We start from the raw sequence: 26,831 nt of genomic DNA, 5'->3' as shown, positions 1-26,831 counted from the left end.
TTTATCGATAAAAAAGGCAAGTTCAATGGCGTTCAGTGAAAACAATTTAATCTGGATTGATCTGGAAATGACAGGGCTGGATCCGGATACCCATAAGATCATTGAGATCGCGACCGTTGTGACGGACGCACAGTTGAATATTCTGGCGGAGGGGCCTGTATTGGCAGTGCACCAACCGCAAAGTGAGCTCGACAAAATGGATGATTGGTGCACGCGTACACATAGCCAGTCTGGCTTAGTGGCGCGCGTACAACAAAGTGACATTGATGAAAAGGCCGCGATTGAGCAAACCATTACGTTCTTGTCGCAGTGGGTACCAGCGGGTGCGTCACCGATCTGCGGTAATAGCGTGGGGCAAGATCGTCGCTTCCTGTATCGCCATATGCCAGAACTCGAGCGCTATTTTCATTATCGCACCGTCGATGTGAGTACGTTAAAAGAGCTGGTACGTCGATGGCAACCAGAGGTGTTGAATGATTTCTCTAAACAGGGAACCCATTTAGCGCTTGACGACATCCGAGAATCAATTGCAGAATTACACTTCTATCGCGAGAGGATCTTAACGATCTGATGGGTCAGTCATCGATCTGATGCTCTTTTGAGCGATTAAAAGAAAAAACCAAAAAATTGCTTACCAGCACTTGCAACCCGGTTTTTTCTTCGTATAATTCGCAGCCCTAACGACGTGAAACGTCTTTTGAAAGCGACATTAGCTCAGCTGGTAGAGCGCAACCTTGCCAAGGTTGAGGTCACGAGTTCGAACCTCGTATGTCGCTCCAAATTAATGGTCGATCAGACTATGATCTGGTGGATCAGTGCGACACTAGCTCAGCTGGTAGAGCGCAACCTTGCCAAGGTTGAGGTCACGGGTTCGAACCCCGTGTGTCGCTCCAAATACAATCGGTTTTAACGCATCGATATGCGACATTAGCTCAGCTGGTAGAGCGCAACCTTGCCAAGGTTGAGGTCACGAGTTCGAACCTCGTATGTCGCTCCAAACAACAATTCGGAATAAGCGACACTAGCTCAGCTGGTAGAGCGCAACCTTGCCAAGGTTGAGGTCACGGGTTCGAACCCCGTGTGTCGCTCCAATCACTTGGTTAACCACCAGTGTGGCGTTTAATATAGCGCTGTCTTTAATGCTGTGAAGCATCATTTCTTACGCTAATTCACTTGTACTCGCTTTCTCTGGAAGCGGCATGGTAGCGCGGTTTTTACCAATACTGCACAGACTTATCCACAGATTTCGATTTGTGGATAACCTAGTTGATGAATTCGTTTCCGTGTATGGTGTTGGTTACCCTGTCATCAGGCACGGTATTCATGTTGCACATGCGTAATAAACACCTAAAATCTATATATCACTGTAATAAAAGGAAAATAATAATTTTTCTTGCAGGTTAGCTAATGCTTTTCCACCGAGTTATCCACTTGCGTGATCTTGCTCGCTTAATGCACCACCAATGTGTTTAACTATCAAAAAGTGCACCATAAATGCGCATTGCGTGGCAGTTTTCCACATTATGTGAATAGCATCATCTTTCCGCATGTTACCTTCCCCGTTACGCATCACGCGGCAGGCCTTTTTCGATAATACGAACAAGGCGGCGTGTTCCTGTAGGTAGTGTTTTAACATCAATACGCTGTCGTTTTTTCTCTTGCTCGCTGAGCGCCCAGTGAATATGTTCGTCAACCAGCTCGTCCTCCCCGAGCCGCGCCTTGAGGCTATCAATAATGTCTTGATTGAATGGGGCGTTACCCATGGCAATGGCGAGGTTGCGTCGCCATTTTTTTATCCCTATCCGGCGTACTGCTGAGCCTTGGGTTAGCGATAAAAAGGTGTCCTCATCCCAGTTGAAAAGTGTGGTGAGCGGCTGCTGGTCAAGGCTGGGGCGACAGTGAAAGTCGGCCTCTAAGGTCAGTTCGGCCTCTCGGTTAAACGGGCAAACTAGCTGGCAGTCGTCGCAGCCGTAGATGCGGTTGCCAATGGCATGACGAAACTCTAGTGGGATCACCCCATCATATTCGATGGTGAGATAGGAAATGCAGCGACGTGCGTCGACCACGCCGTCAGCGACGATCGCTTGGGTTGGACAACTGGTCATGCAGGCCACGCATTTCCCGCACTGATTCTCGACGGGGGTGTCAACGGGTAAAGGAAGATCCACCAATAACTCACCGAGAAAGAACCAGGATCCGGTTTCATCATTGAGGATCAGTGAGTGTTTGCCGGTCCACCCTAACCCGGCTTTTTCCGCTAAAGGACGCTCAAGGACTGGCGCGGAGTCGACGAAAGGGCGGTAACCATAGGGGCCGACCGCTTGTTCAATTTGCTGCCCAAGCTTTTTTAAGCGGTTGCGGATCAGTTTATGGTAGTCCCGTCCTAAAGAGTAACGGCTAATGTACCCAAGTTCTGGATGAGCCAGCGTGTGTGCAAAGCCTGCATTGGGGGGCAAGTAGTTCATCCGCACACTGATGACGCGTACCGTACCTGGCACCAACTCATCGGGACGAGCGCGCATCATGCCATGGCGAGCCATCCACTCCATCTCACCGTGATAGCCGTTATCGAGCCAACGTTGCAATTGCGCTTCATGTTGCTTGAGATCAACATCCGTGATCCCCACCTGCTGGAAGCCTAGCGCTTGCCCCCATTGCTTGATACGTTGGGCGAGGTGATCGAAATCAATGGATGCATCGGACTTGGGTTGCGACATAGCGGTAGATCCTGAGGCCTTGGGTGGTGCAGAACAATCAATGGAGGCACTTAATGGCGACAAGTTTACCACAGAGTTTCTATCGCGCAGAGCAAGTTCGTGAAGGCGAGCAAGCTGTTGCCCAAGCGTTGTCTATCCCCATGTATCAATTAATGTTAAGAGCGGGTCAGTCGGTGTTTGATAGCATCAACCAGTACTACCCTAATGCTGCGAGGCTGCTAATTGTATGTGGCGCTGGCAATAACGCGGGTGATGGCTATGTTATCGCCCGGTTGGCTAAATCTGCAGGGTTAAGTGTCACCGTGTGGTCGCTAGTAGCACCAAGCAAACTGAAGGGTGATGCGGCGACCGCTTGGCAAGAGTGGCAAGACTGTGGCGGTGACTATATTGAACACCCACCCGTCATAAGCCAGTTTGATGTGATTGTTGATGCAATCTTAGGCACCGGGTTATCACGCAAGGTAGAGGGAGACTTTGCTCACGCAATTAACACCATTAACCAATCATCGGTGCCTGTGGTCGCGGTGGATATTCCCTCCGGACTGTGTGCCAATAGTGGCTGCGTGAAAGGCGTGGCCATTGATGCCGATATGACCGTCACCTTGATAGCGCTTAAACAAGGTCTGCTGACGGGACAAGCCGTCGCTTATCGCGGTGAATTAGTGTTTGCGGGGCTTAACGTAGCTACGGCGTTCGCGCGTCAATGCACCCCCGCTGGCTACCTTGTCCGCGACGATTGGATTGAACAGCATTTACCGACGCGTGCGCGTAGCGCACACAAAGGCCAGTTTGGGCGCGTGCTGTGCTTAGGCGGCGATCAAGGTATGGCGGGCGCGGTGACCTTGTCGGCGCAAGCGGCGCTGCGAACGGGGGCAGGGCTTGTTAAAGTCGTGACTCAACCTGCGCACACGTTGATGATGGTCACCCGCCAGCCGGAGCTGATGACACAAGGCTGGGCGCCGGGCCAATCTCTCAGTGACACGCTCGAGTGGGCAACCCACTTGGTAATTGGCCCAGGGTTGGGGCAAAGTGCATGGTCCGACGCGCTTTGGAACATAGCCGTGAATGCCCGAAGTCCCAAGGTGATTGATGCCGACGGCCTCAATAAGTTAGCCCGACAGCCGCAGCATCGCGATGATTGGATCCTAACGCCTCATCCTGGTGAGGCCGCACGACTACTCGGTTGTGACACCAAAGATGTGGAACTTGATCGTTTTGCTGCCGTCAAAGCGATACACACGCGTTATGGTGGTGTTGCCGTACTTAAAGGTGCGGGGACAATCGTATATGATGGCACAAATTATGCTGTTGCTAATGTGGGCAACCCTGGTATGGCGTCTGGGGGAATGGGAGATGTACTATCCGGCGTGATAGGCAGCCTTCTTGCGCAAGGTTTAGGACTATTCCCTGCGGCAGCATTGGGGTGCTATCTTCATGGCAAAGCCGGAGATCACGCGGCGCATGCAGGGGAGCGGGGATTATTAGCCAGCGATCTATTCCCCTACTTGCAACAACTAGTTGATTAACGTACTGGGATGGCAAAGGCCGCTCAGGTGCGACAAATACCCAAATAAAGATGAGATCCCGTTGTAGTATGACCCAGACTTTTATCACCCAACTGACTGACGCGGAGCGTACTGTGGCCTTTGGGGCCGCACTCGCCCGGGCATGTACGCAAAGTACAACCTGTTATTTACATGGTGATCTTGGTGCCGGTAAAACCACGTTCTGCCGGGGCTTTGTGCAAGCGATGGGGCATACCGGAAATGTGAAAAGCCCCACCTATACGCTCGTAGAGCCTTACCAGTTAACGCCTTGGCAGGTTTATCACTTTGATCTTTACCGACTGGGCGATCCAGAAGAGCTGGAGTTTATGGGGATCCGTGATTATTTTAATGAACAAGCGCTTTGTTTGATTGAGTGGCCGGAAAAAGGCCAGGGCTGGTTACCTCGCGCTGACTTGGACATTACTCTGCGCTATGAGGGTGAGCAACGAGCGCTGGTTATTGACGCGAACACTCGTGTTGGCGCTGCAATTATCGACCGCCTAGAATGGGAAGACTAGCATGATGTGGCAGCGGCTTTGCACCTTAATGATCGCCAGTTTGTTGAGTGCAACAAGTTGGGCCAATAAGATTGAAAATATTCGAGTATGGCCCGCCCCCAATGAGACCCGGGTGGTGGTTGATCTCGAAGATAAACCCAGTTTTAGCTATTTCTCTCTGTCACGCCCCGATCGGCTGGTGGTTGATTTAAAGCAAAGCCAGCTGGCGACGCGCTTACCTAAGCCGGTCAAAGGCAGCGATATTCTGAGTAAGATTCGTAAAAGTAGCCCGCCAGAGGCATCGACCTACCGGCTAGTCTTTGAATTAAAAGACGGTGCCAAGCCGCATATCTTCTCACTCGCGCCCGGTGGTGAGTACGGTCATCGTCTGGTAGTCGACTTGCCCCACCCAAAGAAAGTGGATAAAAACAAGCCCGAATTATCTGTTGCCGAAAAGAAGCGTCGTGAAACGGTGGCCGCATTGCCCTTTGGCACTGAAGATATTGTGGTGGCAATCGATGCGGGGCACGGCGGCAATGACCCGGGCGCAGTGGGCCCTAGCCGTAAATTTGAAAAGTACGTCACGCTCTCAATTGCCAAGAAAACGGCGGCACGGATCAACGCTGTGCCGGGAATGCGCGCGGTCTTAACCCGAACGGGCGATTATTTTGTCGATTTGAACCGTCGGTCTGAAATTGCACGTAAACACAAAGCCCATTTATTGGTCTCGGTACACGCGGATGGCTTCCACAAACCACAGCCTCGTGGCGCGTCAGTCTGGGTACTCTCTCGTCGCCGAGCGAATAGTGAGATTGGTCGTTGGATTGAGAAACACGAAGAGCAATCCAATTTATTAGGTGGTGGCTCTTTGCTGGCACAGAATAATGAAGACGAGTATCTAAGTCGTGCGGTGTTGGATTTGCAGTTTAGTAACTCGCAAAAAGAAGGCTTTAATGTCGCGAAACGGGTATTAAAGGAGCTCGGCAAAGTCACCAAATTACACAAGTCGAGCCCAGAACACGCCAGTTTGGCGGTGTTAAAATCACCCGATATTCCGTCTTTGCTGGTCGAAGTTGGTTTTATCTCTAATCCGCAAGAAGAACGTTTGCTGTTTCAGCGCGATCACCAGCGTCGGCTCGCAGATGCGGTCTATCATGGCATTCGCAATTACTTTGAGCGTTTCCCGCCAGACGGTACTCTATTTGCCGCGCGGAAAAACGGCGTAAAACATAAAGTCAGCGCCGGCCAGTCACTGTCGGTGATCGCCAAAAAATATAAAAGCTCTGTTTCGGCGATCAAATCGGCCAACGGGCTGACCTCAAATACCTTGCGGGTAGGGCAAATTCTGTCGATCCCCAACGTTGATGTGGCGAAGCTGGCAGGAAAAACAGACGCCACAGCCGCAACACGCACGCTCACTCATACCGTCAGTCGAGGGGAGTTTCTCGGCAAAATTGCCGAGCACTACCAAGTCTCAGTGGCTACATTGCGCCGCGCAAATAACTTGAAGTCAGACACGCTTTGGGTGGGACAAAAGCTGAAAGTGCCAGGCGCGACATCGCCAGCGGTTAAGCACAAAGTCAAACGCGGTGAATACCTTGGCAAAATTGCCAGCAATTACGGGGTGACGATTGAGAGTCTTCGTCGCGCCAATGAATTACGCTCTGATACGCTGGCGGTCGGACAAACGCTGATCATCCCAGGAAGCTAATATGGCGATTGAGATTTTACCCGCGCGCCTTGCTAACCAGATTGCAGCAGGTGAGGTGGTTGAGCGTCCTGCCTCGGTGGTCAAGGAGCTGGTAGAAAACAGCATTGATGCGGGGGCGACCCGCATTGACGTGGATATTGAAAAAGGGGGCAGCAAACTGATCCGCGTGCGCGATAACGGGTGTGGGATCAGCAAAGCCGATCTGCAGCTTGCCCTCAGTCGGCATGCCACGTCTAAGATCCATAGCCTTGATGATCTTGAAGCGATCATGAGCTTGGGATTTCGAGGCGAAGCGCTGGCCAGTGTGAGTTCGGTATCTCGTCTTACCATCACCTCGCGTCCCGCTGACCAGCAAGAGGCGTGGTCGGCGTTTGCCGAAGGCCGAGAGATGGCGGTGAATGTGAAGCCTGCCGCGCACCCTGTGGGTTGCACTGTGGAAGTGGTGGATTTGTTCTTTAACACCCCAGCGCGGCGAAAATTTTTACGCACCGACAAAACCGAGTTTGGCCACATTGATGAGCTACTGCGCCGCATTGCATTGAGCCGGTTTGATATTTCCATCAATCTGCGCCACAACGGTACGCAAGTACGCCAATATCGACGTGTGCCAGAAAATGGTGACCCGTTACGCCGTGTTAAGGCAATTTGTGGGCAAAAATTTGTTGATCATGCGTTGCGGATTGACCTGCACCATCACGATATGGTGTTGAGCGGCTGGATCTGCACACCGGAAGGCGCACGGCAGCAAAACGATATGCAGCATTGTTTTGTCAATCAGCGCATGATGAAAGACAAGCTGATTAACCACGCCATTCGTCAAGGGTATGAACAAAGCCTTGCACGGGATCAGTACGCCGCTTTCGTACTATATATCGATGTCGATCCGCATCAAGTGGATGTTAATGTGCACCCCGCTAAACATGAAGTCCGTTTTCATCAGGCGCGCTTGGTCCATGATTTTATCTATCAAGCTATTTATGACGGTTTACAACAAGCGGCATTGTCAGCCGAAAACGGCGTGGATCCTGACACGGGAGAGATAAGAGAAGCGGTAACCTATCAGCCGCGAGCCTCTGCGACCGCCAAACCTAATCCATACCAACAAGCCGTAGACGCGTTTCCTGATTACCCGGGTAAACGCGAAGGCGGCGGTTCACCACTGACGACCTCGTCGCGAGATACGGCATCGTATAAGCGCGACGCCAGTGGCGGCTCACGCGGTGGTGGCCCCTCTCACGGTTCAGAGTGGGCAGGAAGACCGGCTGCGCCCTCAAGCTCTCCTTCAAAGCAAGCAACGCAAGCGTATCAAGCATTGATGACGCCCCAATCTGATACAGGCACTGACCTTAGTGATGCTATGCAAAAGCGCTCGACGACGTTGTCACATTTTGACAGCGTCCCAGCAACGCTTGATAGCGCCTCAACAACGGCAGGCAGTGGCCAGTCTGGATTAGGCAAGGTGCTTACAGTGGTTGAGCAGCACTATGTGCTGATGTTGTGGGGCGAGGGATTATGGTTGGCCGATCATCACCAGCTAGAATGCTGGCGCCATCTAGGTGCGTTGCAACCCGCTCTGGATGAAGGGCTCATCACGCAACCGTTATTGATCCCACAGCGGTTATCTGCCTCTGCAGAGGAGTGCCAACGGGTAACTCTGTATCAGGCGTTACTTGGTCAGTTTGGGCTGCATATTCGCCCTAAAGGGCAACAATTAATGGTGATGTCGGTGTGCCAGCCACTACGCCAACATAACTTGCAAGCATTTATCCCCGCTCTGCTGGATTTTTTGGGGCGGTTAGACCCCGACCAATCCCACACGGATCACAGCGCGAGTATGTGCAGTTGGCTGGCAAAGCAGTTGACAGTAGCATCGGATCCAGTCAGCCTTGCGCAAGCGGTACAAACCGTATCGGACATTGAACAATATTGGCAGGGGGATGCGTTAGAAAAGGGCCGTCAGCGCTACTTTAAACGCCTCGACCTGACCTCAGTGATAGAAGCATTACAGCATGACTAACCCGCTGCCTAAAGCGATTTTTTTGATGGGGCCGACTGCATCCGGGAAAACGGATTTGGCCATTGCAATACGCCAGACTTTGCCGGTGGAAATCATTAGTGTTGATTCGGCACTGATTTATCGTGGGATGGATATTGGGACTGCCAAGCCGACAGCGGAGGAATTAGCGCAAGCACCACATCGTTTAATCGATATACGCGATCCGTCTCAAGCCTACTCGGCGGCAGACTTTCGTGACGATGCGCTCACAGAAATGGCGCGGATCGTCGCGGATGGCAAGATCCCACTGTTGGCGGGAGGCACCATGTTGTATTTTAAAGCATTGCTAGAAGGACTATCACCGTTGCCGAGTGCGGATCCTGACATTCGTGACGCGCTAGAGAACGAGGCACAACAGCATGGGTGGGAAGCATTACATGCTCAGTTGTGTGAGGTCGATCCCGTGTCGGGGGCGCGGATCCACCCTAACGATCCTCAGCGAATTACGCGGGCGTTAGAAGTCTATCGGATCAGTGGCCAGACCCTAACAGCATTGACAGAAAAAAAAGGTGAACCTTTGCCGTATCAGGTACACCAATTTGCAATAGCGCCTCAGGATCGAGGCGAATTGCATCGCCGCATCGAGCTTCGTTTCGATAAAATGATCGACGCGGGGTTTGAAAAGGAGGTACGCGTGTTATACGAACGAGGCGATCTGCACCCAGATCTTCCTTCGATCCGTTGCGTTGGGTATCGCCAGATGTGGGACTATTTGGCCGGACGTTGCACCCATGATGAAGCCGTTTACCGTGGGATTTGCGCGACGCGCCAGTTAGCCAAGCGTCAAATAACCTGGCTAAGAGGCTGGGATAATGTGACTTGGCTTGATAGCGACACGCCGTCGCTGTCTTTACAAACGGTGACAAAAGCGTTGACGGCAGGGGCGGAAACTTGATGTATACTGTCACTGACAAGGACGCTGCTTAACCGCGACAATTGACTACAATTACAAACAAATAAGGAAAAGAAATAATGGCTAAGGGGCAATCATTACAAGACCCATTCCTGAACGCGTTACGTCGTGAGCGCATTCCTGTTTCCATTTACCTAGTAAATGGTATTAAGTTGCAAGGCCAAATCGAATCGTTTGATCAGTTCGTGATCCTGCTAAAAAATACGGTTAATCAAATGGTGTACAAGCACGCGATTTCAACCGTTGTGCCGGCACGTGCTGTGAGCCACCACAACAATAATCAAGGGGCTGGTGAGCGTCCACAGGGCGAACGTCAGCAAGAAAAACCTGAGGAATAAAGCATTCTATTGCTAAGGAGTCTATCGCTTGTTTGACCGTTACGAGGCCGGTGAACAGGCTGTACTCGTTCATATAAACTTTACCCATGATGGCGAGTGGGATGATCTCAGCGAATTTCAAATGCTGGTGTCATCCTCGGGTGTCGATGCCTTGCAAGTTGTTGTCGGCAGCCGTCAGTCCCCTCATCCCAAATATTTTGTTGGAGAGGGAAAAGCCCAAGAAATAGCAGATACTGTGCAACAAGTCGGCGCGGACATTGTGATTTTTAATCACACTTTATCCGCGGCCCAAGAGCGCAACCTAGAGCAGCGATTTAAATGCCGAGTGTTAGACCGAACCGGATTGATCCTCGATATTTTTGCCCAGCGTGCGCGTACCCATGAGGGTAAGTTGCAAGTTGAGCTGGCGCAGTTACGCCACTTATCTACCCGGCTGGTGCGAGGCTGGACTCACCTTGAGCGTCAAAAAGGCGGGATTGGCTTGCGTGGCCCGGGTGAAACACAGTTGGAAACAGACCGTCGCTTAGTCCGTGATCGGGTAAAAGCGATTTTGAAGCGACTGGATAAAGTGGCGAAACAGCGAGAGCAAGGGCGGCGCGCTCGGGCACGGGCGGAAGTACCGACTGTGTCATTGGTGGGATATACCAATGCGGGCAAATCAACCTTGTTTAATCGGATCACCGAAGCGGGGGTATATTCGGCCGATCAGCTGTTTGCCACCTTGGATCCGACATTGCGCCGTATTGAAGTGGACGACGTGGGTACCGCGATATTGGCGGATACCGTCGGCTTTATTCGTCACTTACCGCATGACTTGGTCGCGGCATTTAAAGCAACGCTTCAAGAAACGCAAGAAGCGAGCTTGCTACTACACGTGGTCGATGCCAGTGATGAACGCTTTGGTGAAAACATTGAAGCGGTAAACAGTGTGTTAGATGAAATCGATGCGGCAGATGTGCCTCATCTTATCATTATGAACAAGATAGATAGTCTGGATCAGGCTGAGCCTCGTATTGAACGGGACGAAGAGGGCGTTCCGAAAGCAGTCTGGGTGTCAGCGTTGTCTGGTCAAGGTATCGCGCTCATATTTGAAGCCCTTACTGAGCGTTTATCTGGCACCATGGTGCGGCATCAATTGCGATTGCCACCCAGCATGGCGGGTCGAATGCAAAGTAAATTTCACCAGATGCGATGTGTTATCAGTGAAGAATATCAAGATGATGGGCATCTGTTAGTTGATGTCAGGCTGCCACAAACAGACTGGTATCGACTAGAAAAAAGAGAAGGCAACCAGCTCGGCGACTTTATCGTCAGTGATTAGGCTGCTAGAGTAAAAAATTATCGTCAGATCAATTTGATGGAGTGCGCGAATGGCGTGGAATGAGCCAGGAAACAATGGCGGTCCCGACAAAGACCCCTGGGGGAATCGTGGAGGCCGTAATCAAGGGCCACCGGATCTTGATGAATTGTTTAACAAACTAAGCCGCAAATTGGGTGGCTTAGGTGGCCGTAAAGGCAAAGGACCATCGTTCGGCGGTGGTATGGCAGGGCTAGGCGTTCTCGCGCTGGTGGGTATCATCGTTTGGGGTATTTCCGGGTTTTACACCATCGGGGAAGCTCAGCGTGGTGTGGTTCTGCGGTTTGGTCAGTATGATCGTATCGTTCAACCGGGCCTAAACTGGAAGCCAACCTTTGTGGATACGGTAAGCACGGTGGATGTAGAGTCGATTCGTTCGCTCAACAGCTCTGGCCTGATGCTGACCAAAGATGAAAACGTCGTCAATGTAGAGATGGACGTTCAGTACCGCGTGATGGATCCACAGCAGTATCTTTATAGCGTGACCAACGCGGATGACAGCTTGCGTCAAGCAACCGACTCAGCACTGCGTGCGGTGGTCGGTGATTCGTTGATGGATGACATCATCACCCGTGGTCGTCAAGAAGTGCGTGAGCGCACCCAGGTCGAGCTGAACGAAATCATCGATAAATATGATATGGGCTTGCTGGTGGTTGACGTCAACTTCCAATATGCGCGTCCACCAGAGCAAGTAAAAGACGCCTTTGATGATGCGATTGCAGCGCGAGAAGATGAAGCACGCTTTATCCGTGAAGCCGAAGCGTATCGTAATGATGTGTTGCCGAAAGCAACGGGTCGTGCTGAAACGCTGAAAAAAGCGGCATTGGGTTACAAAGAGCGTACCGTTAACGAAGCAGAGGGTGAAGTGTCTCAATTTGAGAAACTGTTGCCTGAGTATCGTGATGCCCCCCGTGTGACGCGCAACCGGCTATATATTCAGACCATGGAAGAAGTGTACAGCAACACCAGTAAGGTGATGGTGGACTCGCAAAGCGGCAACAGCAACCTGATGTATCTCCCACTGGATAAGCTAATGGGAGGCGCAGCCGTTGGCGCTAACCAGCGTAAAGAAACGTCGAGCAGCCAATATGGTATTGAGCTTGAGCAAAGCGCTCAGCCTAAACAGCAAGAGTCTGCGCCGCGTTCTGGTTCATCACGAGAAGGGAGATACTAAGCATGCGTAAGATGATGATCCCAGTTGTCGTCCTAGCGGCAGTGGTCTTTTTGATGTCGATCTTCGTGGTGAGTGAAGGTGAGCGTAGCATTGTTATTCGTTTTGGCCGCGTGCTTAAAGCGGACAACGACGTGGCGAAAATCTATCAGCCCGGTCTGCACTTCAAACTGCCATTGTTCGATCGCGTTAAGACGCTGGATGCGCGTATTCAAACTATGGATGACCGCGCTGACCGCTTTGTTACCGCTGAGAAAAAAGACGTTATTATCGACTCGTACGTCAAATGGCGTATTAAAGACTTTGGCCAGTATTATCTGTCCACGGGGGGCGGTAATAAACTGACGGCTGAATCTCTGTTGCAACGTCGAGTCGCCGATGGTCTGCGTGCCGAAATTGGTAACAAGACCATCAAAGAGATTGTGTCTGAAAAGCGTGATCAAGTGATGAAAAGTGTCCTTGAGCGTGCGGCCAGCGAGGGCTCGCGTGATTTGGGGATTGAGTTAATTGATTTACGTATCAAGCGTATCAACTTGCCGAGCGAAATCAGTGAGTCGATTTATGCCCGTATGCGTGCTGAGCGTGAGGCCGTAGCCCGCCGCCATCGTGCTCAGGGTCGCGAGCAAGCGGAAATCATTCGTGCACAAGCTGAGCTCGAAGTGGCGACGATTCTGTCTAAGGCAGAGCGTCAAGCCAGGATCACCCGAGGTGAAGCTGACGCGGAAGTGGCGAAGCTGTTTGCCAGTGCTTTCAAGAAAGAGCCTGAGTTTTATAGCTTTGTTCGCTCGCTACAAGCGTATCGCAAGAGCTTTAACAGTAAGAGTGATATGCTAGTTGTGGATCCGAAGAGTGATTTCTTCAAATACATGAAGCAACCTGAAGCGATAGAAAAGTAAATCGTTAAGTGAGCTATCTCGTTTGAAAGACAAGGCCAAGGCCTTGTCTTTTTTTATCTCGCAACGCCATGTTTATGTAGCTGGAGGTCATTATGGAGAGCGTGTGGGGAGCGTTAGCACTGGTGTTAGTGGTAGAGGGGCTAGGGCCGATGTTATTGCCCAAACAGTGGCGACAAATGGTCATGGCTTTAGGTGAGCAGTCTGACACGCAACTGAGACGCCTGGGTGGCTGCTTAGTGGTGATTGGGGGTGTGCTGGCTTACCAGTTTTTAGCTTAACACTCAGCAGCCTGGTACCGAGTAGGTGAGTGAAAATGTCGATACGGTTAAAAAATGACTGCAACCGAGTTTTTAAGGTGCTAGAATCCATTTTTAACTAGCTGCATATCGAAGAAGATGGGTAATAACGTAGTCGTTCTCGGCACCCAATGGGGTGACGAAGGTAAGGGAAAGATCGTTGATCTTTTGACTGAAGATGCAAAATACGTGGTTCGCTACCAAGGCGGTCACAACGCAGGTCATACTCTTGTCATTGACGGTGAAAAGACCGTCCTACACTTGATTCCTTCTGGTATCCTCCGCAACAACGTTAAATGTATTATCGGCAACGGTGTGGTGCTATCTCCAGACGCTTTGCTGAAAGAAATGGGTGAGCTGGAAGCACGTGGTGTGCCTGTGCGTGAGCGCCTATTCCTGTCAGAAGCTTGTCCACTGATCCTGCCTTATCACATCGCACTAGATGCGGCACGAGAGCAAGCACGCGGTAAGAAAGCTATCGGTACCACGGGGCGTGGTATTGGTCCTGCGTACGAAGACAAGGTCGCCCGTCGTGGTCTACGCGTTGGCGACTTGTTCGACAAAGAAGCCTTTGCTGAAAAGCTCAAAGAAGTGATGGAGTTCCACAACTTCCAGCTTGAGCATTTCTACAAAACCGAGCCAGTAAGCTACGAAGAGACCTTGGCGAAAGTCATGGATCAAGCGGACATCCTCACCGGTATGGTGATGGACGTGACCCAAGAGCTGGATGATGCCCGCAAGCGTGGTGACAAAATCATGTTTGAAGGCGCGCAAGGCACTTTGCTTGATATCGACCACGGCACCTATCCGTATGTGACCTCATCGAACACCACCGCAGGCGGTGTCGCGGCAGGCTCTGGCTTTGGCCCGCGTCATCTTGGCTATGTGTTGGGGATTGCTAAAGCCTACTGCACCCGTGTAGGGGCAGGCCCATTCCCGACTGAGCTGGATGATGAGATTGGCATGCACCTTGGCACCAAAGGCGCTGAGTTCGGCGCAACCACGGGCCGTAAGCGTCGTTGTGGTTGGTTTGATGCGGTGGCAATGCGTCGTGCTGTACAAATTAACTCGGTATCGGGTTTCTGCTTAACCAAGCTTGATGTGATGGACGGCTTGGAAGAAATCAAAATCTGTACCGGTTACAAGATGGCAGACGGTTCAACCGTTGAGGTTTCTCCATTGGCCGCTGACGCGTATGAGAACATCGAGCCTATCTATGAAAGCATGCCTGGCTGGAGTGAAAACACCTTTGGGGTGAAATCTCTCGACGAACTGCCGCAAGCGGCGCTCGATTACATCAAGCGTATCGAAGAGCTGACTGGTGTGCCTATCGATGTGGTATCGACCGGCCCTGATCGTAACGAAACTATTATCAAAGTGCATCCTTTCAACAGCTAAGCACTTGGATAGCGTGACAACAAAGGCCAGCGTTAATCGCTGGCTTTTTTTATGCCTAGTGGTGTGAATTGGAAGCCAAATCGCGAGAAAGCGTAAAAATGAGCCCCCTCCGGCCATTGCCGTGATTGAAGACAACCGCGATCCGTGTATTTTTGTGATCCGCTCGCAGTGAAAGTAAAGTCCACCTGCAGGCACTGCAATACGGTACCGATTTTTATCTGGTTAGACCAGTCAGTTTTTCTCATCTAGCCTCCTAAACAGCAAACTCAATGAGATTCTTGCACGGGAAGCTCTGGTTAAATTGATGTTTCCTCATCAGAAAGCGGAAGTTAATTACCTGGACGTTATCCCTAGCCGTCTGCGAAAAAAGCTCGTGACTAGCGCTATAAACTGCCTCTTCATTCTATTTTTGGTCAGGAGTTGATTTTTAGACAATAAAGCAAGAAGTTACATTCTGTTAACTGATGCAGTAAACTATCAAAAGTTGTCTACCAAAAATTAGGGTTACGCTATGAATAGGACGTGCAAAGTCGTCTGGAATAAAAGTACAAGAACTTGGCAGGCCGTGTCTGAACTGGCCCGCTCCAAGTCTAAAACTGCCTCAGCTGGATCACTGGTGGCCACGTCACCGAACAGAATTGCCACCGGTACGCTACTGTTACTGGTTTTACCTTTTTCAACCCTGACTCAGGCGGCCTTACCTAGCGGTGGGCAGGTGGTGGCCGGTGAAGGGAGTATTAACTCTTCCGACAGCACCCTCACTGTGCAGCAGAATAGCCAGAATATGGCCATCGACTGGCAGAACTTCTCCGTTGCCGAAGGCCACACCGTCAACTTTGTACAGCCAAACAGCCAGGCTGCTGCACTTAACCGCGTGACTGGCAATCAGGTATCTGATATTCGCGGTGCTATTAATGCCAATGGCCGGGTTTTTCTGGTCAACCCCAACGGCATTATGTTCAGCAATACCGCACGAGTGGATGTGGGTTCGCTAGTGGCTTCCACGCTGGATATTACCACTGAAGACTTTATGGCGGGCAACTACCGCTTTGCCGGTGACAGCAGCAACGCCATCATCAACCAGGGCAACATCACCACTACTCAAGGCGGTGCGGTGGCCATGATTGCCACTCGGATCATCAATACCGGCAATATCACTACCCCGGGAGGTGGCGCTCTGATGGGGGCTGGCAGCAAAGTAGTGCTGGATCTGGGTGGGCCACTGAGCATTGAAGTCGAAGAAGCACAGCTGGAAACCTATATCGAACAAGGCGGTGCTATTCGTGCCGATGGTGGACTGGTGTATCTGACGGCCAAAGCCGCCAACGAACTCACCGCCAGCGTCATCAACCACACTGGCATCACCCAGGCACAAACGCTTGCTGCGGGCGAAGATGGCCGCATTATGCTGATGGGTGATATGCAAAGTGGCACAGCACAAGTGGCAGGCACCCTGGATGCCAGCGCACCCACAGCAGGAAATGGCGGCTTTATCGAAACCTCAGCAGCAAAGGTTGAAATCAAGGATGTGCAAGTCACCACCCAAGCTGAAAATGGCCAGACCGGAGAGTGGCTAATAGATCCCAATGACTACACCATTGCCGCCAGCGGAGGGGATATTACTGGTACGCAGCTGGGTACCAATCTGGCAACAAACAATGTCACCATTCAAAGTGTTGAAGGCAAAACAACAGACGGCAACGGCGATATTTTTGTTAATGACGAAGTGACTTGGACAAGCGGGAACACCCTCACCCTGAATGCTAAGCGTAATATCGAAATCAATAGTTCCATCGATGCCAGTGATGGCTCTGGTGGCAAGCTGGTATTGGAATACGGACAGGGAGCAGTAGCTTCGGACAATACGGCCACCTACAACATCAATGCTCCCGTTAACCTGCAAGCAGGGGAAAACTTCAGTACCAAGCTAGGGAATGACGGAACAGCTATTGAATACACAGTAGTTAATACTCAAGTCGACCTTCAGAAGATGAAGGATCATCTCTCAGGTAGCTACGCGCTGGGCGATGATTTGACTGTAACTGGTGATGATGACTGGACACCAATTGGTAGTGGCAGGGGTAGTGAATTTACGGGTCATTTTGATGGCCTTGGTCACGAAGTAAGTGATGTTAAAATAGCGGATACAGGTTATGGGTCAAAAGGTTTTTTTGGTCGAACTGATGGGGCTCGAATCCAAAATATTGGTTTAGTCAATATCAGTGTTACTGGAAAAGCCCAAGGAATAGGGGTAGGGGGGCTTATCGGGTTCGCCAACAACACCTATGTCAATAATGCTCATACATCTGGATCAGTAAAAGCCAGTGGCGGTCAGGTTGGTGGCCTGATTGGAAATATGCAAAAGGGCTCAAACTTTATCTTGAATAGTTCATCTTCTGCAAATGTGGAAGGAAACCGATATGTAGGAGGACTTGTTGGTTATGTAAGTGGAGATGGGTCTGTTTTCTCCATTGAAAGCAGTTATTCCACAGGGAATATAGAAGGTAGTAGTGATTATATAGGTGGCTTAGTTGGATCTGCATACAATGTTTTTATTAAGAATAGCTATGCGGTGACAGAAAATATTAGTGGTGATAAGTACGTTGGTGGTTTGGTCGGTTCAAAATCGAAAGGCAATATCACCGATAGCTATGCGGTGACAGACAATATTAGTGGTAATAGCAACGTTGGTGGTTTGGTCGGTTCAAAATCGAAAGGCACTATCACCAATAGCTATGCGGTGACAGACAATATTAGTGGTGAGCAGTACGTTGGTGGTTTGGTCGGTTCGAACAGGCAAGGCAATATTACCAATAGCTATGCGGTGACAGAAAATATTAGTGGTAAATCGTCCGTTGTCTTTGGTGGTTTGGTCGGTTCGAACAGTCGCGGCAATATTACCAATAGCTATGCCGTGACAGGGGGCATTATTGGTGCACAGTACGTTGGTGGTTTGGTCGGTTGGAACAGTCGCGGCAATATTACCAACAGCTATGCGGTGACAGACAATATTAGTGGTGATAGCGACGTTGGTGGTTTGGTCGGTCGGAACAGTAGTGGCAATATTACCAACAGCTATTGGGATAAAGAGGCATCAGGTACAACAGACAGCGCAGGTGGTAAGGGCAAAACCACCGCTGAAATGCAAACTGCCAGTACCTTTGCAGAATGGGATTTATCCACAACAGGTGGCTCTGATAAAACCTGGCGTATCTATGAAGGTCACAGTGCTCCACTACTGCGTCACTTTATGGACGTCGCCACTGTAACTGTAACCAAGAGTGAAAATGCCACCCTGACCAAAACCTACGATGCCACTACCGAGGTTGACAATAACCTGCTCAATCTGACATGGAGCGTGACAAATGGCACTTATGATTCAAACCTCATCCAGGGGGACGGCTTCATTCTTGATAGCAAAAATGCAGGTTCGCGCAATCTTGTCAGTGGGTTTCACTCAGGTCAAACAGGCTACGACATTGTTGTTGATAGCAGCCTTGCAACCTTTGAAGTCACCGCAAAAGAGCTGGATGTCACTGGCCTGACTGCCGAGGACAAAACCTATGATGCCACTACTATTGCTAACTTGACAGCTGACGTCACGCCCCTGGGCAATGATCAGGTGAGCGTAGAAGGCACTGCTGCGGGTGAATTTACTGACAAAAACGTCGGTGACAATAAAGTTGTGACCGTGACTGGTCTGACGCTGACTGGTGACGATGCGGGTAACTATACGCTTGTCGCTCCCAATGCCAATGGCCTGACCGCCAGCATCAGCAAAGCCAACCTGGATGTCACTGGCCTAACTGCCGAGAGCAAAACCTATGATGCCACCACTGTTGCTAACTTGATAGCTGACGTCACGCCTCTGGGCAGTGATCAGGTAAGCGTAGAAGGCACGGCTGCGGGGGCATTTGCTGATAAAAACGTCGGTGATAATAAAGCTGTGACCGTGACTGGTCTGACGCTGACTGGTGACGATGCGGGTAACTATACGCTGGTCGCTCCCAATGCCAATGGTCTGACCGCCAGCATCAGCAAAGCCAACCTGGATGTCACTGGCCTAACTGCCGAGAGCAAAACCTATGATGCCACTACCCATGCCAACCTAAGTGGCACAGCGGCCATCAATGCTCTGGGTGGCGATCAGGTGAGCTTGGAAGGCACGGCTGCGGGGGCATTTGCTGATAAAAACGTCGGTGATAACAAAGCTGTGACCGTGACCGGTTTGACGCTGACCGGTGACGATGCGGGTAACTACACGCTGGTCGCGCCTAATGGCCTGACCGCCAGCATCAGCAAAGCTAACCTGGATGTCACTGGCCTAACTGCCGAGAGCAAAACCTATGATGCCACTACCCATGCCAACCTAAGTGGCACAGCGGCCATCAATGCTCTGGGTGGCGATCAGGTGAGCTTGGAAGGCACGGCTGCGGGGGCATTTGCTGATAAAAACGTCGGTGATAACAAAGCTGTGACCGTGACCGGTTTAACGCNAACCTGGATGTCACTGGCCTAACTGCCGAGAGCAAAACCTATGATGCCACTACCCATGCCAACCTAAGTGGCACAGCGGCCATCAATGCTCTGGGTGGCGATCAGGTGAGCTTGGAAGGCACGGCTGCGGGGGCATTTGCTGATAAAAACGTCGGTGATAACAAAGCTGTGACCGTGACCGGTTTAACGCTGACCGGGGATGATGCGGGTAACTACACGCTGGTCGCGCCCAATGGCCTGACCGCCAGYATCAGCAAAGCCAACCTGGATGTCACTGGCYTAACTGCCGAGAGCAAAACCTATGATGCCACTACCAATGCCAACCTAAGTGGCACAGCGGCCATCAATGCTTTGGGTAACGATCAGGTGAGCTTGGAAGGCACGGCGACGGGGGCATTTGCTGATAAAAACGTCGGTGATAATAAAGCTGTGACCGTGACCGGTTTGACGCTGACTGGGGATGATGCGGGTAACTACACGCTGGTCGCGCCCAATGGCCTGACCGCCAGCATCACTGCTAGTCGTGGCAATGACACTCAGCCCGCTCCAGATCAGCAGCGGGTCGCTGTGATCCGCAAGGAAGCCACTTCATCAGCTACCAGCAACGTTTTTAGTGACGTTGGAGCATCCACGGATACACAGCAACTGTCCGACGGAATGGAAATCGTTGAAGTCAGTGAAGCTGATTTCAACTCAGGAAGCAGTGCTTTGGGTATGGGGCCACAGCGTATTTTTGTGGTTGAAGGTGGTATTCGCACAGTTGCCGGTATGACGGCTCAAGAGGAACAGTAATAACATGATGTATAAACTCAACCCTATCCCACTTGCTTTGGCTTTGCTTGCGTTTCCGGCGAGCACTTTAGCTCAGGAGCGCCCGGATGCTGGGCAGATTCAGCAGCAAAGCCAGCCGCGTGAGCTAGCACCGTTGACACCCTCTGTTGAACTAGATCTGGATGCCGGTCAACTGACAACTGCTGAAATCGGCGGTGCTAAGGTGCAGGTCAGTGCCATTCGCCTGCAGGGTAATCAGGTTTTTAGTGAAGAAAAACTGCTTGCACAGTTGGGTGACTATAAGGGGAAGCAGTATGATATGGCCGGTCTGCAAGATCTTGCCAATCAGATCAGCCAGTTTTACCGCAAACAGGGTTATGTGTTTGCTAGCGCCTTGTTGCCTGCGCAGGATCTCGCCAGCAATGAGTTGAAGATTTATGTCATTGAAGGGCGTTATGGACAGGTAAGTACTCAGGGTGATTCAGAGCTAGCCACAGAAGCTCAGCGTTTTGTCAGCCCTTTGCAGCCGGGTGATGTGATTGAATCCAGCCTGCTGGAACGTCAATTGATGATCATGGGCGATCTGCCCGGTATTGCCGTGGTGCCTGTAATGCGACCCGGTGAACAAATGGGTACAGGCAATTTGGATGTGCAGGTTTATGAAACGCAACGCATAACCGGGCGGGTCTCTGCTGATAATCACGGTAGCCGTTTTTCTGGGGCTTATCGCGGTCGCGGGGATCTGCAAGTCAACCGGTTGCTCACCGTGGGTGATGAACTGAGTGTTTCAGCGCTCTACACCAGCGAAGAAACCTGGCTGGGCAGCTTTAGTTATGCGATGCCGCTGATGACGAATGGCCTGCGCGGCTCCCTGAGTTATTCCCACACGGATTATACGCTGGGGAAGGGCTTTGAAGGCTACACAGGCACCGCGGATATTTTTGCCACGGGTGTGAGTTACCCTATGCTGCGTTCGCAGACTAGCAACCTGCGTCTGAGCGCCACGCTGCAGTATAAGGATCTGGATGATACGGCAGACATTAGCAGTTATAAAAAGGCCACGGAAAGCTACAGCCTGCCTTTAGCCTTGTTGTTTGATCATCGCGATGCCTTGGGACGTGGAGGGGTTACCTGGGGGAGTTTGTCAGTGACACCCGGTCAGATGGAACTCAGCACCAGTCAGATAGGCAGCACAGTAGCCGATGATGAAAGCTTTTTATTGGTTAACCTGGAAGCTATCAGGCTGCAAGCATTGTCTGACAAGCTTTCCTTGTATGGCCGCTTTAACAGCCAGTGGTCAAACTATGAGCAGCTGGATGGCTCTGAAAGCTTTTCCATCGGTGGACCCAGCGGGGTGAGAGCGTTTCCGGTGGGTGAAGGTTCTGACAGTCGCGGCTGGTTAACTCAGATTGAGCTGCGTTACCAATCGGACTGGGGTATCCGTCCTTATGTGCTGCTGGATGCAGGTCGCACGATCAGAGGTGGCACAGATGAAGGAGCACGTGAGCTGGCTGCCGCTGGCTTTGGTGCTCGTTATAAAGATCAAGACTTTAGTGTGGAGCTGGTCAGTGCCTGGAAGCTGGATGGCGGTGATGCGCAGGCTGATGGCCGCCAGAAAGATCCCAGACTTTGGTTTAGTGCCAACTATAGTTTCTAAACATAAGCTGGAGAAGAGCCTTTTAAACTGATATTTGTCAGCCACCGGCGAATTTACGATCAGGTTTCTGACGCTGATTGTAAGGCTGGGGCTGACATAAAACCGCCATCGCCTTCCCTGTGCGTTGATGCTTTCTGGTTCCAGCTTAACGTTTCTTTGATCGCCCAAGCATCCGCAGTGGCGCTCTGAGCGGCAATCAGATCCTCAAATGCCGATACCTGATTAGGTGTGTGGTCCTCATCCTTGATGCTGTCCTTGCCGCAACCTGGGACAGCGAAAATCACCGGTTTCTGCTTGCGCTGCAGACTGAGGAACATGGTGACGTAACGATGCCCGAGTCGAGACGCGATTTCGTCCACGCCAACCATGGTCACATTGGACAGCTCCAGCTTATAAAGCGCCACACGGTGAGGTGTCACAGCAGTGCCCATATGCTGATGCTTGAGAGTTCAGAGGGCTTCTAGGCCAAGGGGGAGTATTAAAAACTGGGGCCGTCCATGTCGTACCTTCTGCTAATATGCTGGCTCAGCTCAGGGGCCAACTCCGTCCCCGACGACGAAGAGCTGGGAAAAAACTTGCCGCCTTTGCTAAAGTCAGTATGCAAGGTGCCGATACAAAAAAGCACACGGCGGGCGTGCGCGTTGCTGTTGGGTTTCCTGGTTGAATAGCGAGTAGGCATGAAGTTTCGAGCGCTGATTTTTTCACTTTCTTTGACGACAGCGACGCTGACGACAACAACGGCCCACGCGGACGTCGGGGCGGCTGTGCCATTATACGAAGAAAGTGAACTCATCACGCTGTTTGAGACCAACTCCCATCTTGAGCGGGTGAAACAAGATGAGTGTCAGCTCGTGCAAGATATTGAAGCCCGTGCCACCCGTGTGGGGTCTCCCGCCTATGAATTTTTGTACGGTGATATGCTGGCGTGGGGTGTGTGTGTGGATCAAGACGCGGACCTCGGTGTTCACTATATGAAGCAAGCGGCGCAGCAAGGGCTACCCGCCGCACTCGAGCAAATTGGGCGTTACTACGCCAATGGCACACTGGTCCAACAGGATCAACGCCGAGCGATTCCTTACCTTCGCGAAGCCGCCTCACTGGGGGATACGCGTGCGCGCATTTTGCTGGCTGAGTTATTGGTGGATGATGTCGGTTCACCGCTTGATTATGAAGACGCTTACCGCTGGTTGTATCAAACCATCACTGCAGATTCTCGAACCCGCAACCGTATCTCAGAGCTTCGCACTGCGCTTGAAGCACGGATGCCACAGAATATTATCGCCCGTGCGAAACGGCGCACCAGTTATTGGTAACCGCGAGAGGCGTCTGTAGGCGACTTTATGCGCAAAATCCGTTACACTCCCTATACACATCTGTTCCCAATCTGATTTGATATGGCCTGGGTGCCATGCTCCTCTCGTTGCCTGCAAGCAAGGCGCTGAAACAAAACGTCAAACTGCGATCATCGCGGCGCAATAGCGACAGTTTACAGATATAATGAAATCAACATACGCCAATAGGAAAAGGTCTATGTCGCAAGACACAGGTTCGACAAATAATACCCCTAACACACTCGCAGCCGATCCTCATCAGGCACGCGAAGCGGAGAAATACGAGAATCCGGTCCCCAGCCGAGAGCATTTGCTGGAAGTTATCCGCAGCTTCAAGGCACCAGTGAGCCGCGATAATCTGTTTTCACACCTTGGCCTAGCCGGTGATGAGCAGTATGAAGGGCTACGTCGACGCCTGCGCGCCATGGAGCGTGATGGACAATTGGTGTTCACCCGTCGTCAATGCTATGCCTTACCCGAGCGGTTGGACTTGGTCAAAGGGACGGTGATTGGTCACCGTGACGGCTTTGGTTTTCTACGCCCAGAGGGCAAAGGCAACCACGATGACTGGATGCTCCCCCACCACCAAATGCGTAGTGTGATGCACGGTGATGTGATTTTAGCCCAAGGTGTTGGCACCGATAAGCGCGGCCGCAAAGAAGCCCGTGTGGTGCGCGTGCTCGAAGCGCGTCAGGGTCAGATTGTCGGCCGTTACTTTGTTGAAGATGGCATGGGCTTTGTGGTGCCTGATGATAGCCGTCTTGGTCAAGATATCGTGATTGATAAAGAGCACACCCAGGGCGCACGCATGGGCAATGTGGTGGTGGTTGAGATCATGCAGCGCCCGACGCGGCAAACCAATCCTGTTGGCAAAATTGTTGAAGTGCTGGGCGAGAACATGGCGCCTGGTATGGAAATCGAGATTGCGATGCGCACCCACGATATTCCTCATCAATGGCCTGATGCGGTACTCAAGCAAGTGAAAAGCTTGAGTGAGGAAGTACCAGAAAAAGCCAAAGAGGGCCGTGTTGATCTGCGTGATTTGCCACTGGTGACCATCGATGGTGAAGATGCCCGCGATTTTGATGATGCGGTCTATTGCGAGCGTAAACGCTCGGGTGGCTGGCGCTTGTGGGTGGCGATTGCCGACGTCAGTTACTATGTGCGACCTGATTCGGCGCTGGATAAGGAAGCGCAAAACCGCGGTAATTCGGTGTACTTCCCCAACCAAGTGGTGCCAATGTTGCCGGAGGTGCTTTCCAATGGCTTGTGCTCGCTGAACCCGCAAGTCGACCGCCTGTGTATGGTGTGTGAGATGACGATTTCAGAATCAGGAACGTTATCTGGCTACAAGCATTACGAAGCGGTGATGAATTCCCACGCGCGCCTGACCTATACCAAGGTGTCCCATATTCTGGAAGGGGACGAGGAGTTGCGTGAGCGCTACCGCTCTCTGGTACCGCACTTGGAGACCTTGCATGATATGTACAAGGTACTTAGTGGTGCGCGTCAGCAGCGTGGGGCCATTGAGTTCGAGACGGTGGAAACCCAATTTATTTTCAACGCACAGCGTAAAATTGACCGCATCGTGCCGGTTGAGCGCAACGATGCGCATAAGATCATCGAAGAATGTATGATCTTGGCCAACGTCGCGTCTGCCCGTTTTGTGGAAAAACACAAAGAGCCGGCGCTCTTTCGTGTTCACGAAGCGCCGGGAGAAGAGCGCCTTAGTGGCTTTAAAGATTTTTTAGGCGAGTTAGGCTTGAGTTTAAGTGGTGGCCTAGAACCGACACCGAAAGACTACGCAGCACTGATGCATCAAGTGCATGGTCGTGCTGACAGTGAACTGATTCAAACCATGTTGCTACGCTCGATGAAGCAAGCGGTCTATCAAGCGGATAACCAAGGCCACTTTGGTTTGGCGCTAAAACAATACGCCCACTTTACCTCGCCTATCCGTCGCTATCCGGACTTGCTGTTGCATCGTGCGATCAAATACTTGATTGCCAAGCAAGCGGGTAAAAACCAAGACCGTTGGACCCCGACCGGTGGCTACCACTACTCGTTTGACGATATGGATGTGCTCGGCGAGCAGTGTTCTAAAACCGAACGACGTGCTGATGACGCTACCCGTGATGTGGCGGATTGGCTTAAGTGCGAATACATGCAAGATCACGTTGGCGATGAGCTTGAGGGCGTGATTGCCAATGTCACTGGTTTTGGCTTCTTTGTTCGCCTCAATGAGCTACATATCGATGGCTTGGTCCATATTTCTAACCTCGATAACGATTACTATCGCTTTGATATGGTAGGGCAACGTCTGGTGGGCGAAGGCTCGGGCCGTGTGTTCCGACTCGGCGATCAGGTGACCGTGAAAGTGCTGTCGGTGAACTTGGATGAGCGACAAATCGACTTTGAGCTGGTAGGCTCTGAGCGCAAAGCTCGTCGCCCGGGCAAAACCGCGCGCGATAAACGCAAAAAAGGCCGTGCGGAGTCGAATAAAGACCCGCAAGCCCGTCGTGAGCGCACCTCGGTACGGCAACAGCTCAAACGCGGCGCGGTGCCAAATGTTGAAGCCGATAAGGCGCCTGCGGATAAAAACGGCAAAAAGGGCAAAGTGAAATCGCCTGCGGAAAAAGCGCGTAAGAAAAAGGCGAAGAAACAAAAAGCCAAAGCGGGTCAGAAAAAGAAGTAAATCATGAGTAATGAAGTAATTTACGGTATTCATGCCGTTAAAGCGATTTTAGCGACCGATCCCTCCCGCTTTATTGAGGTGATGGTGTTAAAGGGGCGCCAGGATGAACGTCTGGTACCTGTGCTAAATGAGATTGCGATGCTGGGCGTCAGTATTCAGCAAGTCGGACGCAAGGCGTTAGACGACAAAACCCAAGGTGCATCGCACCAAGGGATCGTGGCACGTGTCAAAGCGGGCCGTCAGTATAACGAGAATGACTTGGAGGCGATTCTCACTAATACCGAGAACCCCTTGTTGCTGGTGCTTGATGGTGTGACTGATCCCCACAATTTGGGGGCGTGCTTGCGTACCGCGGATGCGGCGGGAATCAGTGCGGTGATTGTCCCGAAAGACAAATCCGCGCAGCTTAATGCCACGGCACGAAAAGTCGCCTGTGGCGCCGCTGAAGTCGTGCCTTTAGTGCGCGTCACCAACTTAGCGCGAACCATGCGCGCGCTCAAAGAGCAGGGCGTATGGTTTGTGGGTACGGCGGGTGAAGCGGACCATGATGTCTACGACACCAAATTGGTCGGGCCGCTAGCCTTAGTGATGGGCGCAGAAGGAGATGGCATGCGCCGTCTGACGCGTGAAACCTGTGATGAGCTGATCCGGATACCAATGGCAGGCAGCGTGTCGAGCTTGAACGTGTCCGTGGCAACTGGCGTCTGTTTGTATGAAGCGGTGCGTCAGCGTCGTTAAGTGCCGCCTCTCTGTCCACCGTTGAAGAAAAACGCCCCAACTGGGGCGTTCAGACTGCTGACAAAGGTCTAGCTTTCGAGCTAGACCTTTGATCTAATAGGAGTGTCGCAATAGGGATGCTCCGGTATGCTTCAAGAACCTTCTCCACACCAATATGAACTTGAAATGGTGACGATGGAACAACTTGTTCCCAAAGACCATCTTGTTCGTAAAATCGACCGTGCCATCGACTTCGAGTTTATTCG

At 51.6% G+C, this 26,831-nt stretch carries 21 protein-coding genes and 4 tRNA genes; 22 read left to right on the top strand and 3 right to left on the bottom strand.

The annotated features are described in order from the left end of the window. Positions 1–25 precede the first annotated feature (25 nt). From orn to BZG74_RS13830, 5 genes are all read left to right on the top strand, one after another. Positions 26–571 (top strand): oligoribonuclease, encoded by a 546-nt coding sequence (orn, locus tag BZG74_RS13850; RefSeq protein ID WP_077773134.1) that lies wholly within the window; start codon positions 26–28, stop codon positions 569–571. Between the two features lie 132 nt (positions 572–703). Beyond that, positions 704–779 (top strand) — tRNA-Gly (locus tag BZG74_RS13845). Positions 780–817: 38 nt separating this feature from the next. Continuing rightward, positions 818–893 (top strand) — tRNA-Gly (locus BZG74_RS13840). A 28-nt stretch (positions 894–921) separates the two neighbouring features. After that, positions 922–997, top strand: a tRNA-Gly gene (locus tag BZG74_RS13835). An 18-nt stretch (positions 998–1,015) separates the two neighbouring features. Further along, positions 1,016–1,091: transfer RNA gene (locus BZG74_RS13830), tRNA-Gly, on the top strand. Positions 1,092–1,562: 471 nt separating this feature from the next. On the opposite strand, the gene queG is transcribed toward BZG74_RS13830, so the two are convergent. Further along, positions 1,563–2,690 (bottom strand): tRNA epoxyqueuosine(34) reductase QueG, encoded by a 1,128-nt coding sequence (gene queG, locus BZG74_RS13825; protein WP_158020664.1) that lies wholly within the window; start codon positions 2,688–2,690, stop codon positions 1,563–1,565. A gap of 80 nt (positions 2,691–2,770) precedes the next feature. Between queG and BZG74_RS13820 the strand changes: the two genes are divergently transcribed. The 11 genes from BZG74_RS13820 to BZG74_RS13770 all read left to right on the top strand — a co-directional run bounded on the left by BZG74_RS13820 (position 2,771) and on the right by BZG74_RS13770 (position 14,897). Next, complete coding sequence (locus BZG74_RS13820; protein WP_077773132.1) at positions 2,771–4,243, top strand: bifunctional ADP-dependent NAD(P)H-hydrate dehydratase/NAD(P)H-hydrate epimerase; 1,473 nt, start codon at positions 2,771–2,773, stop codon at positions 4,241–4,243. A gap of 68 nt (positions 4,244–4,311) precedes the next feature. After that, positions 4,312–4,782 (top strand): tRNA (adenosine(37)-N6)-threonylcarbamoyltransferase complex ATPase subunit type 1 TsaE, encoded by a 471-nt coding sequence (gene tsaE / locus BZG74_RS13815; protein ID WP_077773131.1) that lies wholly within the window; start codon positions 4,312–4,314, stop codon positions 4,780–4,782. 1 nt (position 4,783) lies between these two features. After that, the gene (locus BZG74_RS13810; RefSeq protein ID WP_077773130.1) at positions 4,784–6,472 is read left to right on the top strand and encodes a LysM peptidoglycan-binding domain-containing protein; all 1,689 of its coding nucleotides are present in this window, start codon (positions 4,784–4,786) and stop codon (positions 6,470–6,472) included. Position 6,473: 1 nt separating this feature from the next. Further along, positions 6,474–8,489, top strand: a complete 2,016-nt coding sequence (mutL, locus tag BZG74_RS13805) for a DNA mismatch repair endonuclease MutL (protein ID WP_077773129.1) — start codon at positions 6,474–6,476, stop codon at positions 8,487–8,489. Continuing rightward, entirely contained in the window at positions 8,482–9,423 is a 942-nt protein-coding gene (gene miaA, locus BZG74_RS13800; protein WP_077773128.1) for a tRNA (adenosine(37)-N6)-dimethylallyltransferase MiaA, read from the top strand. Before mutL ends, miaA begins: the two co-directional genes overlap by 8 nt. A gap of 77 nt (positions 9,424–9,500) precedes the next feature. Further along, positions 9,501–9,779 carry an RNA chaperone Hfq gene (gene hfq, locus BZG74_RS13795; protein WP_046074381.1) on the top strand — a complete coding sequence of 93 codons (279 nt, stop codon included), beginning with the start codon at positions 9,501–9,503 and terminating at the stop codon, positions 9,777–9,779. A 28-nt stretch (positions 9,780–9,807) separates the two neighbouring features. Then, entirely contained in the window at positions 9,808–11,100 is a 1,293-nt protein-coding gene (hflX, locus tag BZG74_RS13790; protein ID WP_077773127.1) for a ribosome rescue GTPase HflX, read from the top strand. 49 nt (positions 11,101–11,149) lie between these two features. Next, positions 11,150–12,310 (top strand): FtsH protease activity modulator HflK, encoded by a 1,161-nt coding sequence (gene hflK / locus BZG74_RS13785; protein ID WP_077773126.1) that lies wholly within the window; start codon positions 11,150–11,152, stop codon positions 12,308–12,310. Positions 12,311–12,312: 2 nt separating this feature from the next. After that, positions 12,313–13,203: a protease modulator HflC gene (gene hflC / locus BZG74_RS13780; RefSeq protein WP_046074378.1), complete on the top strand. Its 891-nt coding sequence runs from the start codon at positions 12,313–12,315 to the stop codon at positions 13,201–13,203. Between the two features lie 92 nt (positions 13,204–13,295). Continuing rightward, positions 13,296–13,481, top strand: a complete 186-nt coding sequence (locus BZG74_RS13775) for a DUF2065 domain-containing protein (RefSeq protein WP_077773125.1) — start codon at positions 13,296–13,298, stop codon at positions 13,479–13,481. Positions 13,482–13,598: 117 nt separating this feature from the next. Beyond that, entirely contained in the window at positions 13,599–14,897 is a 1,299-nt protein-coding gene (locus BZG74_RS13770; protein WP_077773124.1) for an adenylosuccinate synthase, read from the top strand. A 32-nt stretch (positions 14,898–14,929) separates the two neighbouring features. Here the strand turns inward: BZG74_RS13770 and BZG74_RS13765 are convergent, their stop codons facing one another. Beyond that, complete coding sequence (locus BZG74_RS13765; RefSeq protein ID WP_077773123.1) at positions 14,930–15,142, bottom strand: hypothetical protein; 213 nt, start codon at positions 15,140–15,142, stop codon at positions 14,930–14,932. Between the two features lie 266 nt (positions 15,143–15,408). Between BZG74_RS13765 and BZG74_RS13760 the strand changes: the two genes are divergently transcribed. From BZG74_RS13760 to BZG74_RS13750, 3 genes are read left to right on the top strand one after another with little or no spacing between them, the layout of a single operon-like run. Further along, positions 15,409–19,416, top strand: coding sequence for a YDG domain-containing protein (locus BZG74_RS13760; RefSeq protein ID WP_077773122.1), 4,008 nt, complete (start codon positions 15,409–15,411; stop codon positions 19,414–19,416). Continuing rightward, positions 19,398–20,186, top strand: coding sequence for a YDG domain-containing protein (locus BZG74_RS13755; protein ID WP_235605774.1), 789 nt, complete (start codon positions 19,398–19,400; stop codon positions 20,184–20,186). Before BZG74_RS13760 ends, BZG74_RS13755 begins: the two co-directional genes overlap by 19 nt. 4 nt (positions 20,187–20,190) lie before the next feature. Next, entirely contained in the window at positions 20,191–21,822 is a 1,632-nt protein-coding gene (locus tag BZG74_RS13750) for a ShlB/FhaC/HecB family hemolysin secretion/activation protein (protein WP_201247391.1), read from the top strand. A 59-nt stretch (positions 21,823–21,881) separates the two neighbouring features. On the opposite strand, the gene BZG74_RS13745 is transcribed toward BZG74_RS13750, so the two are convergent. After that, positions 21,882–22,253: a hypothetical protein gene (locus tag BZG74_RS13745; RefSeq protein ID WP_077773120.1), complete on the bottom strand. Its 372-nt coding sequence runs from the start codon at positions 22,251–22,253 to the stop codon at positions 21,882–21,884. 246 nt (positions 22,254–22,499) lie between these two features. On the opposite strand from BZG74_RS13745, the gene motX reads away from it, so the two are divergent. The 3 genes from motX (at position 22,500) to rlmB (ending at position 26,586) form a co-directional block, all read left to right on the top strand. Continuing rightward, complete coding sequence (gene motX / locus BZG74_RS13740) at positions 22,500–23,135, top strand: flagellar protein MotX (RefSeq protein ID WP_077773119.1); 636 nt, start codon at positions 22,500–22,502, stop codon at positions 23,133–23,135. Between the two features lie 217 nt (positions 23,136–23,352). After that, positions 23,353–25,848 carry a ribonuclease R gene (gene rnr, locus BZG74_RS13735; RefSeq protein WP_077773118.1) on the top strand — a complete coding sequence of 832 codons (2,496 nt, stop codon included), beginning with the start codon at positions 23,353–23,355 and terminating at the stop codon, positions 25,846–25,848. Between the two features lie 3 nt (positions 25,849–25,851). Then, positions 25,852–26,586: a 23S rRNA (guanosine(2251)-2'-O)-methyltransferase RlmB gene (gene rlmB / locus BZG74_RS13730; RefSeq protein WP_077773117.1), complete on the top strand. Its 735-nt coding sequence runs from the start codon at positions 25,852–25,854 to the stop codon at positions 26,584–26,586. Positions 26,587–26,831: the final 245 nt, after the last annotated feature.

Source organism: Salinivibrio sharmensis (assembly GCF_001995985.1).
In the GTDB taxonomy this organism is placed as follows: domain Bacteria; phylum Pseudomonadota; class Gammaproteobacteria; order Enterobacterales; family Vibrionaceae; genus Salinivibrio; species Salinivibrio sharmensis.
The sequence above is the reverse complement of the archived record's forward strand: the minus strand, read 5'-3'. Positions and strand labels throughout refer to the sequence as shown.

Coding starts and splice junctions, on each gene's coding strand:
- hfq (WP_046074381.1), top strand. CDS start 9,501: ATGGCTAAGGGGCAATCATTACAAGACCCATTCCTGAACGCGTTACGT.
- BZG74_RS13765 (WP_077773123.1), bottom strand. CDS start 15,142: ATGAGAAAAACTGACTGGTCTAACCAGATAAAAATCGGTACCGTATTG.
- miaA (WP_077773128.1), top strand. CDS start 8,482: ATGACTAACCCGCTGCCTAAAGCGATTTTTTTGATGGGGCCGACTGCA.
- BZG74_RS13745 (WP_077773120.1), bottom strand. CDS start 22,253: ATGGGCACTGCTGTGACACCTCACCGTGTGGCGCTTTATAAGCTGGAG.
- BZG74_RS13810 (WP_077773130.1), top strand. CDS start 4,784: ATGATGTGGCAGCGGCTTTGCACCTTAATGATCGCCAGTTTGTTGAGT.
- BZG74_RS13820 (WP_077773132.1), top strand. CDS start 2,771: ATGGCGACAAGTTTACCACAGAGTTTCTATCGCGCAGAGCAAGTTCGT.
- mutL (WP_077773129.1), top strand. CDS start 6,474: ATGGCGATTGAGATTTTACCCGCGCGCCTTGCTAACCAGATTGCAGCA.
- hflK (WP_077773126.1), top strand. CDS start 11,150: ATGGCGTGGAATGAGCCAGGAAACAATGGCGGTCCCGACAAAGACCCC.
- orn (WP_077773134.1), top strand. CDS start 26: ATGGCGTTCAGTGAAAACAATTTAATCTGGATTGATCTGGAAATGACA.
- rlmB (WP_077773117.1), top strand. CDS start 25,852: ATGAGTAATGAAGTAATTTACGGTATTCATGCCGTTAAAGCGATTTTA.
- BZG74_RS13750 (WP_201247391.1), top strand. CDS start 20,191: ATGATGTATAAACTCAACCCTATCCCACTTGCTTTGGCTTTGCTTGCG.
- motX (WP_077773119.1), top strand. CDS start 22,500: ATGAAGTTTCGAGCGCTGATTTTTTCACTTTCTTTGACGACAGCGACG.
- BZG74_RS13770 (WP_077773124.1), top strand. CDS start 13,599: ATGGGTAATAACGTAGTCGTTCTCGGCACCCAATGGGGTGACGAAGGT.
- tsaE (WP_077773131.1), top strand. CDS start 4,312: ATGACCCAGACTTTTATCACCCAACTGACTGACGCGGAGCGTACTGTG.
- BZG74_RS13775 (WP_077773125.1), top strand. CDS start 13,296: ATGGAGAGCGTGTGGGGAGCGTTAGCACTGGTGTTAGTGGTAGAGGGG.
- rnr (WP_077773118.1), top strand. CDS start 23,353: ATGTCGCAAGACACAGGTTCGACAAATAATACCCCTAACACACTCGCA.
- hflC (WP_046074378.1), top strand. CDS start 12,313: ATGCGTAAGATGATGATCCCAGTTGTCGTCCTAGCGGCAGTGGTCTTT.